11 protein-coding genes are annotated in these 18278 nt (G+C 57.4%); 7 read left to right on the forward strand and 4 right to left on the reverse strand.

Translation table 11 applies throughout. The features are described 5' to 3' along the window. Positions 1-103: 103 nt before the first annotated feature. From ACYVHX_RS01265 to ACYVHX_RS01275, 3 genes are all read right to left on the reverse strand, one after another. On the reverse strand, positions 104-2215 hold the full coding sequence (locus tag ACYVHX_RS01265) for a right-handed parallel beta-helix repeat-containing protein (protein ID WP_460669777.1): 2112 nt from the start codon (positions 2213-2215) through the stop codon (positions 104-106). An 80-nt stretch (positions 2216-2295) separates the two neighbouring features. Continuing rightward, on the reverse strand, positions 2296-2691 hold the full coding sequence (locus ACYVHX_RS01270; RefSeq protein ID WP_460669778.1) for a hypothetical protein: 396 nt from the start codon (positions 2689-2691) through the stop codon (positions 2296-2298). 10 nt (positions 2692-2701) lie between these two features. Next, on the reverse strand, positions 2702-3733 hold the full coding sequence (locus ACYVHX_RS01275) for a LacI family DNA-binding transcriptional regulator (protein WP_460669779.1): 1032 nt from the start codon (positions 3731-3733) through the stop codon (positions 2702-2704). 406 nt (positions 3734-4139) lie between these two features. Between ACYVHX_RS01275 and ACYVHX_RS01280 the strand changes: the two genes are divergently transcribed. The 5 genes from ACYVHX_RS01280 (at position 4140) to ACYVHX_RS01300 (ending at position 12850) form a co-directional block, all read left to right on the forward strand. Beyond that, positions 4140-7223, forward strand: coding sequence for a SusC/RagA family TonB-linked outer membrane protein (locus tag ACYVHX_RS01280; protein ID WP_460669780.1), 3084 nt, complete (start codon positions 4140-4142; stop codon positions 7221-7223). Between the two features lie 13 nt (positions 7224-7236). Further along, complete coding sequence (locus tag ACYVHX_RS01285; RefSeq protein ID WP_460669781.1) at positions 7237-8652, forward strand: RagB/SusD family nutrient uptake outer membrane protein; 1416 nt, start codon at positions 7237-7239, stop codon at positions 8650-8652. Positions 8653-8717: 65 nt separating this feature from the next. Beyond that, positions 8718-10604 (forward strand): LamG-like jellyroll fold domain-containing protein, encoded by a 1887-nt coding sequence (locus ACYVHX_RS01290; protein ID WP_460669782.1) that lies wholly within the window; start codon positions 8718-8720, stop codon positions 10602-10604. 116 nt (positions 10605-10720) lie between these two features. Beyond that, positions 10721-11449: a D-lyxose/D-mannose family sugar isomerase gene (locus tag ACYVHX_RS01295; protein WP_460669783.1), complete on the forward strand. Its 729-nt coding sequence runs from the start codon at positions 10721-10723 to the stop codon at positions 11447-11449. A gap of 63 nt (positions 11450-11512) precedes the next feature. After that, on the forward strand, positions 11513-12850 hold the full coding sequence (locus tag ACYVHX_RS01300; protein WP_460669784.1) for a bile acid:sodium symporter family protein: 1338 nt from the start codon (positions 11513-11515) through the stop codon (positions 12848-12850). A 54-nt stretch (positions 12851-12904) separates the two neighbouring features. On the opposite strand, the gene ACYVHX_RS01305 is transcribed toward ACYVHX_RS01300, so the two are convergent. Further along, positions 12905-13501, reverse strand: a complete 597-nt coding sequence (locus tag ACYVHX_RS01305; protein WP_460669785.1) for an RNA polymerase sigma-70 factor — start codon at positions 13499-13501, stop codon at positions 12905-12907. A gap of 144 nt (positions 13502-13645) precedes the next feature. On the opposite strand from ACYVHX_RS01305, the gene ACYVHX_RS01310 reads away from it, so the two are divergent. Together ACYVHX_RS01310 and ACYVHX_RS01315 are read left to right on the forward strand one after the other, a co-directional pair. Next, positions 13646-14662, forward strand: a complete 1017-nt coding sequence (locus tag ACYVHX_RS01310; protein WP_460669786.1) for a FecR family protein — start codon at positions 13646-13648, stop codon at positions 14660-14662. A gap of 189 nt (positions 14663-14851) precedes the next feature. Next, positions 14852-18262 (forward strand): TonB-dependent receptor, encoded by a 3411-nt coding sequence (locus ACYVHX_RS01315; protein WP_460669787.1) that lies wholly within the window; start codon positions 14852-14854, stop codon positions 18260-18262. Positions 18263-18278: the final 16 nt, after the last annotated feature.

Consider the following 18278-nt stretch of genomic DNA (forward strand, 5'->3'; position numbering starts at 1 on the left):
ACTCCTGATCACCCCGAAAACCGTAGCCGCACACAGGAGCAAAGGGCTGACGTCTCTCGGGAAGGCGCTGCGATAGCCTGCGGTTCGGTATGCCGGAAATCGACTACGGTTTTTTCTCGTGCCGGGCCACCATCTCGTCAAATTCCTGCGCCACTTCCGAGTCCAACCGGGCTTTGTTTTTCCAGGCCGCCGATCCATACACCCCCGCCTGGCTGTAATCAAACGGTTTGAAGCCAATCCGTTGCACCACCTCGGTATTCTGCAAGCGAAAATCGTAGCCTTCCGGATTGACAAAACCCGGATCCGCCACAATCGAATGCTGGTCCTTGCCCTCCTGTTGCCATTCCTGCACGGCCAGTTTTCCGAATTTCAGGTCTTTTTTTGAGCGTTGATCCCAGTAACAATTCTGGTCGGACGCCAGATTGAACTTGTTCCAGTTGCTGCTCAGCAGGGTGCCCCTGGTGAAGTACACGATGTTGTTGGTGAACGAAAACGAGCGGTGCGGCTCGGCGCGGGTGCCCTGCAACTGCGCCTTGAGGTTGTCGGCAAAAATGTTGTTGCGGATGATGTTGTCTTTGCCGTAATGCTGGTGAAAACCGGAGCTTTTGCAGGCATACACCAGGTTGTTTTCCATCACAATGTCCGTCGAACCCTCATCGGTATACAAGCCCCAGCCGCCGTAATCGAAGGCGTAAATGTGGTGAATGACGTTGTTCGACACCACAGTCCCTTCCGACACACCGAGCGTATAAACCCCGCCCATGTCGCTCAAAACGCCCCAGCCCAGATGGTGGATGTGGTTGTATTCGACCTGGTTTCGTTTCGACGGACTGAAAGCGTAGCCCCACACCCAGCCGACCGACACGCCGGAATACCGGAAATCGGCCACTTCATTGTGTGTCAGGGCGTTATCGCGACCGTGGAAAATCACCAGCGCCACAGCACAGGGGAAAACGTGGCCGCCCGACCGCAGAATGTTGTTATCGACCGTGATGTGGTGCGTCAGTTCCGACGAATCGGGCCGGATGACGGTTTCGCCAATTTTGACCCCGCCCGCACCCAGGTCGTGCAGGTAACAGCGCTCCACCCGCCCGTTGGCGCAGGCGCGTCGGAACCAGACGGCGTTGCCGCCCGTATGCGCAATTTCGCAGTCGACCAGGCTGACCCGGTCCGCAAAATCCAGTTGAATGCCCGCTTCGACCGGAGCCGCGGCCTGTACGGGTTCTACCCCAAACGGTGACATTTGGTACCCCGCCACCTGAAACGACAGGTTTTCAAACCGGATGTTTTTCACCCGCTTCCCGTTTTTTTCGTCCCCTTTGACGATCACAAATTTCTCATTGACGGGCGCAAAACAAGTCAGCTTGTCGATGGTTTCGCCGGGGCGGGGAGAGTAATACAGCGTGCCGGTCGGTTCCAGAAACCATTCACCCGGTGCATCCAAGGCGGTTTTCAGGTTTTCAAGTACAAATAAAGAATGCTTCGAAATCGGATTCCAGGGCTTCATGCCCTCGCCCGTAATGTAGAGGGCCGTGTCCGCCGGGCTGATCGAAAGAACGGGTTTGCGGGTGTTGTCCCAGTTATGGTAAAAGGTTACCACCGTGCGGTTCACCTCCGCTTCGGTCAGGTTGTCAAAACCGGATAAACTTTCCAGCGGCACCGTGATTTTCTGCGCGGCAAAATCGGACGCCCGCCCGGTTCCTTTGTTCAAAACCGTTTCGGTGATGGCTTTCGGCTGAAAAAAACCGTCGTTGGGCGTCTTGGCGCGCGTGGCCCGCTGCCCGTTGACATACAACTGCTCGAACAGCCAGCCATACCGACGGACTTCCGGCACCTCGGTTTTCCAGAGCCTGTCCGACACTTTGACAAAACCGCTCAGGCGCATTCCGCCGTAAAAAACCGGCCTGCTGCCCGCTTCGCCCCTGAACACCAGCGGGGCGGTTTCCGAACCCGAATCCTCGGGCGTCAGCAGTAACGGTTCATTGAGCAGGTACTCGCCTTTCCGAACCACAATTTCGAGGGGTTTCACGGGCGGTTTCTGCTGCCGCAACAGCCGGGCGCGGTTTCGGGCCCCCGCCAGGGTGGCCAGCGGTTTTTGCAGCGTACCGGGATTTTTGTCATGACCGGAAGGCGCCACGTACAGCGTTTGAGCACTGGATTCAGCGGCCAGCAGCCAGAGTCCGGCCAGCAGGAAAAGGGGAACGGTTTTGCGCATGGTTCAGGAATGTCCTGGGCATAAAAGCGGCTCAAACCGGTATTTTACTAGCGCATCGACCGCAAATCCCCGGGAAACCTTCACCGGTTTGCTTTTTCAATCTGATTGCCTTCCACAAAGGCCAGGCCACCCACCACCAGGGGTTGCAGCGCCAGAAACAAAACGCCCCAGGAGGTTGCCCAGGTCCAATGCAGGAAAAACAGCACCACGCTGATGACCGCCCACGTCCAGTTGGCACCGACCAGAACCGTAAGCAACCGAACGGACGTTGGTTTTTGCCGCACCAGCACAAAAGCGACCACTGCATAGCCGAATGTGATGCTGGAAATGCCCAGAATCAGGGACGTCGAAAACCCTAAAAAACGGGTCAGGGATGAAGCAAAGAGCAAGCCGATCAGGCCCGTTGAACCGCCCAGAAGCGCATCCAGCCACAACACTTTTTTCAGAAACCGCTCATTTCGGATCAACCTGTTCATGGATGCGTGGTTATGCGGTTTTTAAAACCGGATGCGTCGATTTGCGAATCACCAGCGCGGTATCCAGCGTTTGCGTTTCGGGCACAAAAGCGGCTCCTTCGGCAATTTGCCGGAACAACAAGCGGGCGGCCACGCGACCAATTTCGTTGGTCGGCTGCACCACCGCCGTCATCGGGGGCGTCACAAAAGCACTGTGGGGCGCGTTGGAAAAACCAACCAGCGACATATCGCCCGGAATCGCCAGGCCATTCTCCTGAATGCACACCAGCGCTTCGATGGCCGTCGGGTCGTTGACGGCAAAAACCGCATCGGGCCGGGCGGGCAGGTCCAGCAGTTGCTGGGTGTAAAACCGGGCTTTGCCTTCCACAAAATCCGAATGCATGATGATGGTTTCGTCGATCGGAAACCGGTGGGCTTTCAAGGCGTCGATGTAGCCGTTCAGGCGGTTTCGGCTCATCGTCAGGTTTTCGGGACCGGCCAGGTGCGCAATCCGGCGGCAGCCCGTCCGGATCAGGTGTTCGACCGCCCGAAACGCCCCCCGATAATCATCCACCAGCACTTTGGAACCGGGCAACTCATCGACAATCCGGTTGAAAAACACCACTGGCAGACCCTTGCGCTGGGCCGCCAGAATGTGCTCATATTCGGTAGTTTCCCGCGTAATGGCCATGATCAGTCCATCGACCCGGCTCGACAGCATGGCCTGCAAATTGTGCTTTTCGATTTCCAGTGACTCGTTTGACTGGCCGATCATGACCTTGTACCCGGCGGCATTCGCCACTTCCTGCACACCCAGAATCACGCTGGGGAAATAGGCGTGCACAAACTCCGGCACCAGCACACCGATGATGTCGGTTTTGTTTTTCCGCAAACTGGTGGCAATCGTATTGGGTTGGTAGTCCAGCGCGTGGGCCAGATCGAGCACGGCTTTTTTGGTTTCCGGATTAATGTCCGGTGCATTCCGCAACGCCCGCGAAACGGTCGAAATGGACACGTTCAGTTTGATGGCGATATCCCAGATGGTGGGTTGTTTACTTCGCATACGGTTCAGGAATTCTTCACTTTTTAAAGATAACCACCGGGAGCTTACCCCGCCCGGTTTTACCGGTTTTTCTCCGGGCCGCTCTTCCCCGGTACGGCTACTTTCAGGACAGACCCGGTTTCACTTTTCGTAGTTTCCGATGCAGAGCCCCTGTCGTTCCTTCTCGGAACGGTTTTAACGCACGGGTTTCTTTCTTTTCGTTTTCGGCAACGTTTCCGGTAACGTTTTTTCGGAAAACCGGTCTCGCGAATGGCGTTTTGATTTCGCAGTCTGCGATTCCTTCACTTAAATTCGGAAATAATTCAATTAAAACGGACGGATGGGCAACTGGTCCGTAAAGGACCGAGTCCCCCAAACCCGAACCAAGAATTCCAAAAATTTGCACTATTCCAACCCGGTTACTACAATGAAAATACCTTTAAAAACGGCAAGGTGGTTGCTTGTTGCGCTCCTGCTCTCATCCGCCGTCCGGCACCCGTTGCTGGCCCGAAAACCGGCTTTCTCCACCGCCAACCCCCGTGCGCTGCTGATTAAGGGAACGGTTGCTTCCGAAACCGGCGAAACGCTGCCGGGGGTTACCATTGCCGTGAAAGGCACCACGCTCGGTACCACCACCAACGAATCGGGTCAGTACAGCCTGAGCGTTCCCGACGAAAAAGCCGTACTGGTGTTCAGTTCCGTGGGCTATGAAAAACAGGAAATGCCCGTTGGCAACCGCAGCACGATCAACGTGACGCTGAAAGCCGACACCAAAGCCCTGGGCGAAATCGTGGTGGTTGGCTACGGCACGCAGCAGCGCCGGGACCTGACCGGTTCGGTGGCGTCGGTAAAAGGCAAAGACCTCGAAAACCTGCCCGTGGCGGGTCCCGTCGAAGCCTTGCAGGGCCGGGTGGCCGGGGTCGAAATTGTGCAGAACAGCGGTTCGCCGGGCGGTGGCTCTACCGTCAAAGTACGCGGCATCACGTCCCTGAACGCCGGAAACAGCCCGTTGTACATCGTTGACGGCGTGCCCATTACGGGCAACATCAACGTGGTGAATCCCAACGACATTCAGTCGATGGAAGTGCTGAAAGATGCCTCGGCTTCGGCCATCTACGGCGCGCGCGGGGCCAACGGCGTCATCATCATCACGACCAAGCGCGGCAAGGCGGGCAAAACGTCCGTCAACTTCAATGCGTACACCGGTTTTGCGGAAGTCCGCAAACAGATTCCGATGCTGAATGCCGCGCAGGAACGCGATTACATCCTGAACGCGGTGCAAAACGCGGGCGTGGCCGAAGTCCGGCTGGGGCTGGATACGCTGTTCAACGGCAACGCGCCGGTTTACGATACGAACTGGCAAAACGAACTGTTCCGCACCGCCCCGGTTTCCAACTACGAACTCTCACTGCGGGGCGGCAACGACAAAACCACTTACGCGGCCAGTCTGGGGCTCTACGATCAGAAAGGCGTGGTCATCAGTTCCGGCTACCGAACCTACCGCGGGCGGTTCAGCATCGACCACCAGGCGTCGTCGCGCTTCAAAACCGGTGCAAATATTCTGGTATCCACCGCCAAGCGCGACCGCGTTCCGGAGGGCGACGACAACAATGCGGTGTTGACCAATGCGCTCCGGATGCTGCCTTTCTCGCCCGTTTACAACCGCGACGGTTCGTATACATTCGTCGATCAGATTCAGCGCCCGAATCCGGTCGCGCTGGCGACGCAGAGCGTTTCGTTTGCGGTCGTGAACCGGCTGCTCGGCAACGTTTACGCCGACTATGAAATCCTGAAAAACCTGACGTTCCGCACCACGCTGAACATCGATTATTCGGGCACCCGCGACGAAAATTTCATCCCCAGCACCATTCAGGGCGGGGCCGCCCGGCCCGCAACGGCTTCCTACGGCGACGGTTTTAGCTGGATCAGTGAGAACACGCTGAACTACAACCGGGCGTTCGGGCAGCACAACCTATCGGGGCTGGTGGGCTACAGCGTGCAGGAAACGCGCTCGTTCAACCTGTCGGCAGCGGCCAATCAGGGCGCCACCGACAACATTCCGACCCTGAACGCAGCCGCCACCGCCACGGGCGCGTCCAGCAGCAAATCGGCCTGGGGACTGGTGTCGTATTATGCCCGCGTGAACTACAGCTACAACGATAAATACTTGCTGGCGGCCACCCTGCGCCGGGACGGGTCGTCGCGCTTCGGGGCTGATAATCAATACGGTTTGTTCCCCTCGGTTTCGGCGGGCTGGCGGCTTTCGCAGGAACCATTCATGCAGGGACTGCCTTTCATCAACGATCTGAAGGTGCGGGCCAGCATCGGCGTGGTGGGCAACCAGTCCATCAGCGATTACGGGGCGCAGGGCCTGTACAGCACCGGGCGCAATTACATCGGCAAGTCCGGAATTGCCCTGTCGGCGGTGCCGAATCCGTCGCTGAGCTGGGAATCGACCACGCAGTCGGACATCGGGATTGACGTTTCATTTCTGAACGACCGCATCGCGTTCACCGCCGACGCCTACCTGAAAAAGACGAACGATCTGCTGCTGTCGGTGAATTTACCCACGACCTCCGGTTTCAGTTCGGCGCTGCAAAACGTGGGCAATACGCAAAACAAAGGACTGGAATTCAGCATCTTCAGCCAGAATTTCACCGGATCGGCAGGCGGTTTTAAATGGAGCACGAATTTCAACCTGTCGTTCAACCGGAACAAGATCGTCACGCTCTCCAACAACAACGCCGACATTATTCAGGCCAGCGCCGATGCGGTTTATTTCAGCGAACGGCCCGTCGGCATCGGGCGCGTGGGCGAACCGATCGGCATCTTCTACGGCCTGGTTTATACGGGTCGGGTCTACGCGACTTCGGAGGAAGCCAAAGCCGCCAACCTGCGCGACGGCAGCAAAACCGGGCCGCTCTACGAAGCCGGCGACATGATTTACGTGGACCTGAACGGCGACGGGGTGATCAACGCCGACGACCGCACCATCATCGGTAACGCCAACCCGAAATTCACCGGCGGACTGACCAACAGCTTCTCGTTCAGAGGCTTTGATTTGTCGGTTTTCATGCAGTGGTCGTACGGCAACGACATTTACAACCAGACCCGGCAGGCATCCAACCGCAGTTTCGTGTACAACGCGGCCACCACCGAAGTGCTGCGGAGCTGGCGGAAACAGGGCGACATCACGGACGTGCCGCGCGGCACACCCAGCACCATCGCCCGCAACGGCGTACCGTCCAGCCGCTGGATTGAGGACGGTTCGTACCTGCGCATCAAAACCGCTACCCTGGGCTACAGCGTCCCCTCGGCCCTGCTGAAACGCATCAAAGCCGAAAGCCTGCGGGTGTACGTTTCCGGCCAGAACCTGTTCACGTTCACGAACTACCTCGGCTTAGACCCCGAAGTAAACTTCCGCAACAGCCTGCCCCTGCTGCAGGGCATCGACCTGGGCACCTACCCGCAGGTTCGCACCTTCACATTTGGCGTCAATCTGGGCTTTTAACCAACCCTCGACCATGAAAAAATTCCTCTATCCCCTAGTGACCACCGGCTTGCTGAGTCTGGCGGGCGGTTGTTCCGGCGTGCTCGATCAGGTGCCGCCCAGCGCCCTGACCTCGGGCTCCTTTTTCCAGAATGCCGCCGATGCCGAAGCCGCCATCCTTGCCGCCTACGACGCCCTGCAGGGCGACGACACGCGCCGGGTGGTCTGGGGTGATGCCCGCGCCGACAACCTCAAAGTGCCCGTTGAAACCATCGGCGTGACCGATCCGGGTGTGCTGGACTTTCAGAACGATAACATCAGCAACAGCAGCGGTTTTGCGACCTGGGGCAGCTTTTACGTAGGCATCAACCGGGTGAACAACGTGCTGGCGCAGGTGCCCACCATCCAGAGTCCGTCCATCACCAGCGTTAAAAACCGGATCATGGGCGAAGCGTATTTTCTGCGGGCGTTCAACTACTTCTTTCTGGTCCGGCTGTGGGGTGCGGTGCCGCTCGTGCTCGAACCCACCAATTCGCTCGACAAGGATTTGCAATTGCCCCGCACGCCCGCCGACAAGATCCAGGATCAGATCATCAGCGATTTGACGGAAGCGGAGAAAATGCTGCCGGTTTCGTATGCGTCGGCCGTCGAAACCCGGGGCCGGGCCACGCAGGGAGCCGCGCAGGCGCTGTTGAGCAAAGTCTATCTGTGGCGGAGTTCGTACAACCAGACCAACGAGTGGCAACTGGCCGCCGATTATGCCGCCAAAGTGCTCGCCAATCCGACCTATTCGCTGGTGTCGGGAGCCAATTACGGTACGCTGTTTACGACGAAAAACACGACCGAATCCATTTTTGAATTGCAGTACAGCAACGCCAATCAGGAAACCAACGGGTTGTCGGCCTACTTCCTGCCCCGCAGCAGCAAGGTTCAGACCGGTGGCAACCAGACGCTGATTCCGTCGCCTAAACTGGTGGACGCTTTCGAACCGGGCGACGTGCGGAAAGCCGCCAGCTTTTTTCTGAGCAATCCGCAAACCGACCAGTTTCCGAACCTGCCGACGGTGGCCAAATACCCGGGAACGGTGGTCGGCAACGCCCGCTTTGGCGACAGCAACTACCTGTTCCTGCGGCTGGCCGACGTGATGCTGATGCAGGCCGAAGCCCTGGCCCAACTGGGCAAAACCGCCGAAGCCGTGGCGCTGGTGAACCGCATCCGAAACCGGGCCGGGCTGCCCAATACGACGGCCACCGCCAGCGATGCGGTTTTGCTGGCCATTGAGCAGGAACGCTTCGTGGAATTGTGCTTCGAAGGGCACCGCTGGTATGACCTGCTCCGAACGGGCCGGGCCAAAACCGTGCTGGGCGTCGATAAAAAACCGTTGTTGCCCGTGCCCATCACCGAGATTATGCTCAATCCCAATCTACTGCCCCAGAATCCGGGCTACTGATCCGCCGGCAGCCGCGCAGCGGTAGGCTAAGCGGGCGGCTGTCTTTTTCTTAAAATTGTGAAACCATGTTTCTGAATCTGAAAAATAGTATCCTGTTCCTAAGTCTGTGTCTGGCCGTAACCCCTTCATTGCTGACGCAGGATTGGCGGGATATCAAAACCGGGACGGTGATTCCCGACGAAACCTACAGCGATCAGCCGTACATCGTCAAAACCAGCGACGGCGCGTGGCTGTGCGTGCTCACCACCGGCACCGGCCACGAAGGCGCGTCGGGGCAACACCTCATCACGCAACGCAGCCTCGACCAGGGCAAAACCTGGATTGACAAACGCGACGTGGAACCCGGCGACGGTCCGGAAGCTTCCTACGCCGTGTTACTGAAAGCGCCGTCGGGGCGGGTTTTTGTTTTCTACAACCACAATACCGACAACATCCGGGCGGTCAAGGGCGACGATCCGCCGTATAAGGACGGTTTGGTGAAGCGCGTGGACAGCCAGGGGTATTTTGTCTTCAAGTATTCCGACGACAACGGCAAAACCTGGTCGGCCAACCGCGTCACCATTCCGATGCGGAATTTTCAGATTGACCGGAAAAACCCGTATCAGGGCAAAATCCAGTATTTCTGGAACGTCGGCAAGGCGTTTGCCGACAGACAGTCGGCCTACGTGCCGGTTCACAAAGTTGGCGGTTTTGGCGACGGTTTTTTCACCACCAGCGAAGGTGCCCTGCTCCAGAGTCCGGATTTGCTGACGGTCAGCGATCCGGCGAAAGCGAAATGGAACACCCTGCCCGACGGCGAAATCGGCCTGCGAACGCCCACCAAAGACGGCGGCCCCATTGCGGAAGAACAGAGTTTTGCCATTCTGAGCGACGGTTCGTTCTACTGCGTGTACCGGACCATCGACGGCCACCCGGCCTATACCTACAGCCGCGACGGCGGGCACACCTGGGACACGCCCCAGTACTTACGCTACGCCAACGGCCAGTTGTTCAAACACCCGCGCGCGGCCAACTTTGTCTGGAAATGCGAGAACGGCAAGTTTCTTTACTGGTTTCACAACCACGGCGGGCGGTTTATCCGGGAGCATCCCCGGCGCCGGAGCATCGCCTACGAAGACCGCAATCCGGCCTGGGTGTCGGGGGGGGTGGAAGCCGATTCGCCGAAAGGAAAGATCATCCGGTGGACGCAGCCGGAAATTCTGCTCTACGACGAAGACCCGCTGATCCGGATGAGCTACCCCGACCTGGTGGAAGATAAAGGCGCGTATTTCATCACGGAAACGCAGAAAGACATCGCCCGCGTGCATAAAATTGACGAAAAACTGCTGAGCGGTTTGTGGAACCAGTTTGACAACCGGACGAAAACGGAAGCCGGTCTGGTGACCAGCTGGACGTACCAGTCCGGGACTTTTCCGCAAACCGTGGCCGCACCAACGCTGCCCGAATTTTACAAACGCGACACGAAAAAGCTCGAACAGCCGGGCATGAACGTGCCGAACGGTTTTACGATTGACCTCGTCTTCAACCTCACCAGCTTGTCCGACAACCAGATTCTGCTCGACGCCCGCGACTCCACCGGCAAAGGCTGGTTCGTCCGCACGACGGACAAAAAAACCGTGGAACTCGCGATGAACGACGGGCGGACGCAAGCGGCCTGGGCCTGCGACGAAAATTGGCTTAAACCCAACCAGAACCACCACCTCAGCATCGTGGTCGATGGCGGTCCGCACATCATCGCCTTCGTGGTCGATGGCGTGCTGAACGACGGGGGCGACACCCGGCAATTTGGCTGGGGGCGGTTTAATCCGTACCTGAAATCGGTGGCGGGGGCCGCGCAAATCCGCATCGGTGCTACGATCAAAGGACAAATCCGCCAACTCGCGATCTACGACCGGGCCCTGCGCATTTCGGAAGCCGTCGGGAATTACAACGCGCGGAGGAAAACCCCATAAAATCAGTTCAAAATTCAGTTCGGCCCGTCCACTTCCCCGGTTTTACCCGGGGGCCGGGATTCCTGTCTCAACGATTTTCTACTACGTCAAACCACAACCTCATTTTACTGATCATCATGAACTTGAAACGCTCCATAGTGAACGCCAGCATCGCTACGGCCCAGGAAGTTATTGCCCATTTCGGGATGCACCTCCCGCCCTTTGCCCACTGGACGGTGGACCAGTGGCGGGCCGCCGGTTCCGAGTACGACGAAATCCGCGATTGCATGCTTGGCTGGGACGTTACCGATTTTGGCAGCAAGGATTTTCACACCATCGGCCGAACGTTGTTTACGGTTCGCAACGGCCGGACGAACCACCCGAATTACCCCAAGCAATACGCCGAAAAGTGGCTGATTGATCCGGAAAACCAACGCGCTCCGGCCCATTTTCACCGCTCGAAACGCGAAGACATCATTTGCCGCGCGGGCGGTAACGTGCTGGTTCAACTTACCAAAGCCGATGCCGACGGCAATCCGTCCAACGAAACCTTTCTGACGCAGGTGGACGGCTGCACCCGGCGGCTGGGGCCGGGCGAAATCGTGCGCTTGCGACCGGGCGAAAGCCTGACGATTCACCCCCGCACGATTCACCAGTTCTGGGGCGAAGAAGGCACCGGCTGGCCGATCGACGGCGTGGGCTACACGCTCAGCGCCGAGATTTCCAGCGTTTGCGACGACCACAACGACAATGTTTTTCTGGTCGATTACGGCGTACGGTTTCCGGAAATCGAGGAGGACGAAGCCCGAAACTATTTCCTCTGCCATGAGTATCCCGCAGCCGCGGTTGAACTTCTTAATGCGTAATTCCTAAAACCGGGGCGCCCGTTTCCCAAAACCGCATTCTGGCCACCTTTAACCTTTACCTGTATGCCCCCTCGCCTGTCGATTCTCCTGCTGGCTGTGTCGGGTCTGGCGTTTGCCGGATCGGCGGTTTTGTATTCATCTGATAACCAGACGCTCACCGGACCGGCTCTGATGGTCGCGCTGGTGCTGCTGGCCCTGGGCTTTCGCGGTTTTGCCCAGCTCAGGGGCTTTTCCTACACGGTCTGGATTCTGGCGGCCGTCACCGTGGCGATGTTTTATCCCGCTTATTTCTTCACCGTCGGCGGTTTTGAGCTTAAGCGACTGATCGTACCCTTCGTGCAACTGACCATGTTCGGCATGGGCTCGCACATGAGTTTTGATGATTTCAAGGGCGTCGTCCGAATGCCAAAAGGGGTGCTGATTGGCATTTGCTGCCACTTTATGGTGATGCCGCTGGTCGGTTTTGGTTTGTCGCACCTGTTCGACTTTGAGCCCGAAATTGCCGGGGGTGTCATCCTGATTGGCTGCGTCTCCAGCGCCATGGCGTCCAATGTCATGTCGTATCTGTCGGGCGCGAATCTGGCGCTGGCCGTAACCATCGGGGCCTGTTCCACCATCCTGTCGCCGTTCATTACGCCTTTTCTGATGAAATGGCTGGGCGGTCAGTACGTCGAAATCGACATTGCCCACATGATGATCGACATCACCAACATGATCATCATTCCCGTCGTGGCCGGTTTTATTTTCAACCTGTTCTACTTCGGCAACGAAACCAACCGGGCGAAACCCGTTCAACTCCTGGCGTTTGCCGGGGTCATTCTGGTAACCAATGTGGTGATGATGTTCGTTACCAAAGTCGGTTTTTCGGGCTTTCTGACGGCCTTGCTCACATCGGCCTTCTGGTTTTACCTGCTGCCCATGATTAGCGCCATGCTGTTGAAAAAGGCAAAAACCATCGACCGGCCGATGATCGAAAGCGCCCTGTCGTTTGTCGCCATGCTGGGCATTGTCATCAACACCGTCATCATTACGGCATCCGGGCGCGACAACCTGCTGCAAGTAGGCGGTTTGCTGATCGTTACCTGTTTGCTGCACAACCTCATTGGCCTGAGCGTCGGTTATGGCACGGCGCTGCTGCTGGGTTTGCCCGAACGCGACCGCCGGACCATTGCCTTTGAAGTCGGGATGCAGAACGGCGGAGTGGCCACCGGTTTGGCCCTGAAAATGGGAAAAGTAGCCACCCTCGGGCTGGCGTCGGCCATCTTCGGTCCGCTCCAAAACGTAACGGGTTCGGCGCTGGCCAACTGGTTCCGCAAACGCCCGACCGGCCCCGCTACCGACCCCAATCCATCCGCCACCCCACAACCCGTCAACGACTTGGCAATAGCCCGAAAGGTTTAACCCGGATAACCCCGGATGCAATCCGGGGTCAGAGGGCCGGGGACAGAGTCGAGGTCAGGGGATGAACGCAAGCATCGCAGCCACGCCGAGGCTATAGAGCAGCTTGACCCGCAACACCCGCAGGCATTTGCTGATGTGAAACTCGACGGTTTTTTCGGCCAGTCCGAGTTGCTCGGCAATCTCTTTATTGGCCAGCCCGCTGCGGCTGAGTTCAAACACTTCGCGGCTTTTTTCGGGCAGGTTTTTCAATTCGCGCAAGTACACTTCCTGCACTTCCCGAACCTGAATCCAGTCCTGCACCAGATTGGCCGCGTGCGAAACCGTTGCCTCCGAAAACACCTCGTCCAGCGGCACCGACTGACGCAGCAATTGCTTCCGCAGGTGAGAGATAACCCGGTTTTTCAGGGCCGAAAACAGGTAAACCTGAACGCTTTTGTCGATAAAAAGCGTTTCGCGCTGCACCCAGAGCGTCACGAACAAATCCTGCACCAGATCTTCCGACGCATCGCTGTCGCCGGTTTTCCGGTACGCCAGCGCGTAGAGTTTTTCCGCAAAACGCGCGTGCAATTCCGCAAAGGCCGTCGAATCGGCCTCCAGCTTCACCAACTGCCACAGCGCATTGGCGTCTTGATTGCGGTACGGGTTGTGCATCAAATTCTAAAAGCAGGTCAAATGCAAGTATACTAAGCTTTCGGATAGTATTTTATTTATTATACATTTTCTTCAAATCCCACCAGGGTTAGCGGTTTTTCGTGCGTCTTGTTAGTAGCGGCCGAAACCTGACCCGACGACCCGATGAGCCAACCTGCCATTTCACCCGAGCTGTTGAAAAAATACCTGGAAGGAACCTGCACGGCGGAAGAAGCCGAGCGGGTGGAGCAGTGGTACGCGGCTTTAAACGAAGGCGAAGCCCGGCTGAATGAATTTGACCAGCCCCGGCATCTCAAAAAAATTCAGGCCATCGTCAGCCGCCGGCAATCGGACGAAAAGCCCGCCGAACCGATCAATCCCGTACGTCCGCTCTGGTCTACGGCCGGCCGGTGGGCAGCGGCAGCGGTGGTGCTGCTGGTGGGCGGTCTGGGCCTTTACTTTTACGCAACAACCCAAAAACCGGCTCCGGAACGGGCCGCCAACGCGGTATCGGTTCTCAACCGCCAAAAGCAGGTGATCCGGCACCAGTTGCCCGATGGCAGCAAAGTCTGGCTCAATCCGGATGCGAAAATCGAGTATGCAGCCGGGGCATTTTCGGAAACGTCGCGCACGGTTACCATTGAAGGTGAAGCGTTTTTCGACGTTACGAAAGACCCCTCCCGGCCTTTTTACGTCAAAAGTAACTCCCTGCTGGTGAAGGTGTTGGGCACGAGCTTTAACGTAAAATCCAATCCGGATCGTTCGCGATACGAGGTGTCGGTGGTCACGGGAAAAGTCTCGGTATCGGCCCCGGATCACGAAGGGAAAGAAAAATCCGTGCTCTTGCTGCCCCGGCAGCAGGCGGTTTTTGAGGTGGCGTCGGGCCTGCTCACCGCGACCGAGTTTTCGAAATTCCGGGAAAAAGTGGAAACCTGGCAACCCGTTTCGCTCACGTTTGAAGACGAAAAACTGTCAGAAATCGCCATCCGGCTCCAGAAAAAATACGGAATCAAAGTCCAGCTGGCGAATGCCCGACTGGCCAACTGCCGCCTGAAAGCCACCTTCGACCACAACCGCTTATCGGAAATTCTGGACATTACGACCCAAATGGTGGAAGCCAGCTACGAAATGCGGGGCGACACGATTGTGATCGACGGGGAAGGCTGCGGAAACGTCGAATAAATCAGAAAGACCATCACTAAACCCTATAAACGCTCTTCTATGCCCCAACGACCCTCCCTCCTCCGGCCCGGCTTATAAAGGAAATCAGGAGTGATTGCTGCACTCCTGACTCTGAACAAGCGCTCCAAAACCTCATCACCCCGAAGGTGATGAACGGCTTCTTATTGTTCAATTTAACCACCCAAACCTATGCATTTTTTTCTAGAAAGCAAGACAGCCTATGCCATTATGCGGTTATCGGTGCTCCAGCTTCTGCTCATCGGGTTCATCACGGCCGTTGCCTACGCCCGCGAAACCGACGCGCAGGATCTTCTCAAACGAAACATTAGCCTGAAGGCGGAAAATATATCCCTGCAAAAGGCCCTTTCCGAAATCGAAACCCGGGCCAGCGTGCGGTTTGCCTACAGCCGCAGCCTGATTCCGGTCGACGAAAAAGTAAGCATTTCGGCCCAGAACGAGCCGCTTTCGACGGTGCTCGACCGGCTGCTGCTGCCGCTGCAAATCGAATACAAATCCACCAACGAACAGATTATCCTCAAGCGAAACCGAAAAAAAACCACCTTTCTGAGCGCACCCGAGCTCTTCCGGGAAATCACGCCCATGCCCATTCAGCCCCCCGCCGACCTGACGGTTTCGGGCAACGTACGCGACGAAAAGAACGAACCGCTGCCGGGCGTGAGCGTGGTCATCAAAGGGTCGCAGCGCGGCACCACCACCAACGCCGAGGGCCGTTATACGCTCGTGGTGCCCGACGAAACCGCGACGCTCGTCTTCTCGTTTGTGGGCTACCTGCCGCAGGAAGTGGTGGTCGGTAAGCAATCGACGGTCGATGTTTTGCTGAAAACCGACACGAAGGCACTGGCCGAAGTGGTGGTGGTCGGCTACGGCACGCAGCAGAAGGAAGACATTACCGGCGCGATTTCGACCATCTCGGAAAAGCAGTTGAAAGACGCCCCCGTGGCGCAGGTGGGGCAAATGCTCCAGGGCAAACTGAGCGGAGTGCGCATCGACCAGACCTCCGGCCGGCCCGGCGAGGGCATGAACATCAAAATCCGGGGGGCGGTTTCGATCACGGCTGGGGCCGATCCGCTGTATGTGGTCGACGGCATGCCCATTTCCGGCAACATCAACACCATAAATCCCGCGGAAATTGAAAGCATTACGGTTTTGAAAGATGCCGCAGCCTCCTCGCTCTACGGGTCACGGGCGGCCAACGGCGTGGTGCTGATCCAGACCAAATCGGCCATTCCCGGCAAAACGCAGATTGATTTCGATGCCTATTACGGTTTTGAAGAAATTCCGAAATCGCGCCGGCTTACGATGATGAACGCGCAGGAGTACGCCCAGTTTCAGAAGGAAATTGCCGCCGAAAACGGTCGCCCGGTCAATGCGGTTTTTCAGAATCCCGAACAATACGCCGGAAAAGGCACCGACTGGTACGACGCCATTACCCAGACGGCGGCCATCCAGAGCTACAACCTGACGGTCAACGCGGCCTTGAAAAACTTCAGTACGTCGGTCACGGGCGGTTATTTCAGTCAGGAAGGCACCATCGTCGGAACGGGTTATCAACGGCTTTCGCTGCGCGTCAACTCCCTTTTTACGCCCGGCGAAAAAATCCGGATCGGGTTCAATCTGGCTCCGAATTACGCGACCAACACCAATTTTGCCACCGATGGCGGCCCCTACGGTTCCGAAAACATCGTTTCGGCGGCCCTGGCCACCACGCCCCTGGCGAGTCCCTATAATCCCGACGGCAGCCTGACCTTAACGGCCTCGGACCCGGCCACGTTTGGCAACCCCAACTGGCTGCGGGTCGCCAAAGAGAAAGTGTATTCCGGCAAAAACCTGCAACTGCTGGCCAACGCTTTTGTCGAATACCGGATTCTGAAGGGGCTGACGGCCAAAACGACGGTGAATGTGCAAACGGGCAATTCCAATGTGTTTCAGTTCAATCCGTCCACCATTGGCGTGATGTTTACGCCCCCGCCCCGCATACCGTTCGGCTCCGACAATACCGGCCGGTCCTACAACTGGGTGAACGAGAACTCCCTGACGTACCAGACCGAAATCAACGGCCACAACATCGACGCGCTGGTGGATTTTACGGCGCAGCGCTACCGGGGCGAAAGCACCCTGGTAACCGCCAGCAATTATGCCGACGACAAGATTCAGGCCGTCAGTGCCGCCGGCCGGGTGGTGGTCACGAGCGGGGTGCAGGAGTGGGCGCTCCTCTCCTACCTGGCCCGCCTGAATTACAATTACAAAAGCAAGTACCTGCTGACGGCTTCGGTTCGGCGGGATGGCTCGTCGCGGTTTGGACCCGACAACCGCTGGGGGAATTTCCCCTCGGCGTCCGTGGGCTGGATTGTGTCGAAAGAGGATTTCTGGACGTTCAAGCCGGTTTCCTTTCTGAAACTGCGCGCCAGCTACGGCACCACCGGCAACTTCGACATCGGAAACTACACGTTTCGCTCCACCGTCAGCCCGGTTTTTTACGCCTTCAACAACGGACTGTTTCAGGGTCGGGCCACCACCAACCTGGGCGACAACGCGCTGGGCTGGGAGCGCAAGAAACAATTCAACCTCGGGGCCGATGTGTATTTCCTGAACGACCGCATTCAGCTGACCTATAATTACTACTCCACGCGCTCGAGCGACTTGCTTTTCAACGTGGCCGTTCCGCAATCCTCCGGTTTCAGCAACATCCAGACGAACATCGGGGATCTGAAGTTTTGGGGCCACGAAATCGGCATCAACACCTACAACATCAACACGAACCGGTTTTCCTGGAACACCAACTTCAACCTTTCCTTCGACCGCAACGAAACGGTCAGCCTGTCCACGCAACAAACCACGGCCCTGTTCCACGGCATCAGCAGCTACGGTTTTTTCAGCCACCGTTCGCAGGTGGGCCACCCCATCGGCATGTTCTACGGGGCCGTTCAGGATGGTGTGTACGTCAATCAGGCCGACTTCGACAACTCGCCCAAATACGCGGATTCCCAGGTTGGCACCATCAAGTTCCGGGATTTGAACGGCGACGGAAAAATCACCTTTCCCGAAGATTACACCGACATCGGCAACCCCTGGCCAACGTTTATTTTTGGGATGACCAACACCGTCAGCTACGGTAATTTCGACGGCTCGCTCACCCTCACCGGCACCTACGGCAACGACATTCTGACGCATTATGAAAACTGGACTACCAACCTGGACGGTGTTTTTAACGTGTTGCAGGAGGTGAAAGACCGCTGGAAATCGCCCGAAGATCCCGGCGCGGGCAAATACGGCAGCACCAAACAGGGAACCACCTACCTCGAACGCGACCGCTGGCACACGCGGTACATCAAAGACGGCAGTTTTCTGTCGGTCAAAAACATCACGGTCGGCTACACGCTACCGCTGAAAAACACCGGCCCGGTTCGCCGGCTGCGGGTGTACGCCAGCGCCCAGAACGCCTTTATTTTCACCAGGTATCCCGGCCCGAACCCGGAGGTGAACACCCGGAATTCGACCAGTGGCAGTTCGCCGGGCATCGACGAAAACTCGTATCCGGTTCCCCGAACCGTCACCCTGGGCGTCAACGTCGGTTTTTAATCCCTAACCCGAATTT

The sequence above is a fragment of the Larkinella ripae genome (genome assembly GCF_054780775.1).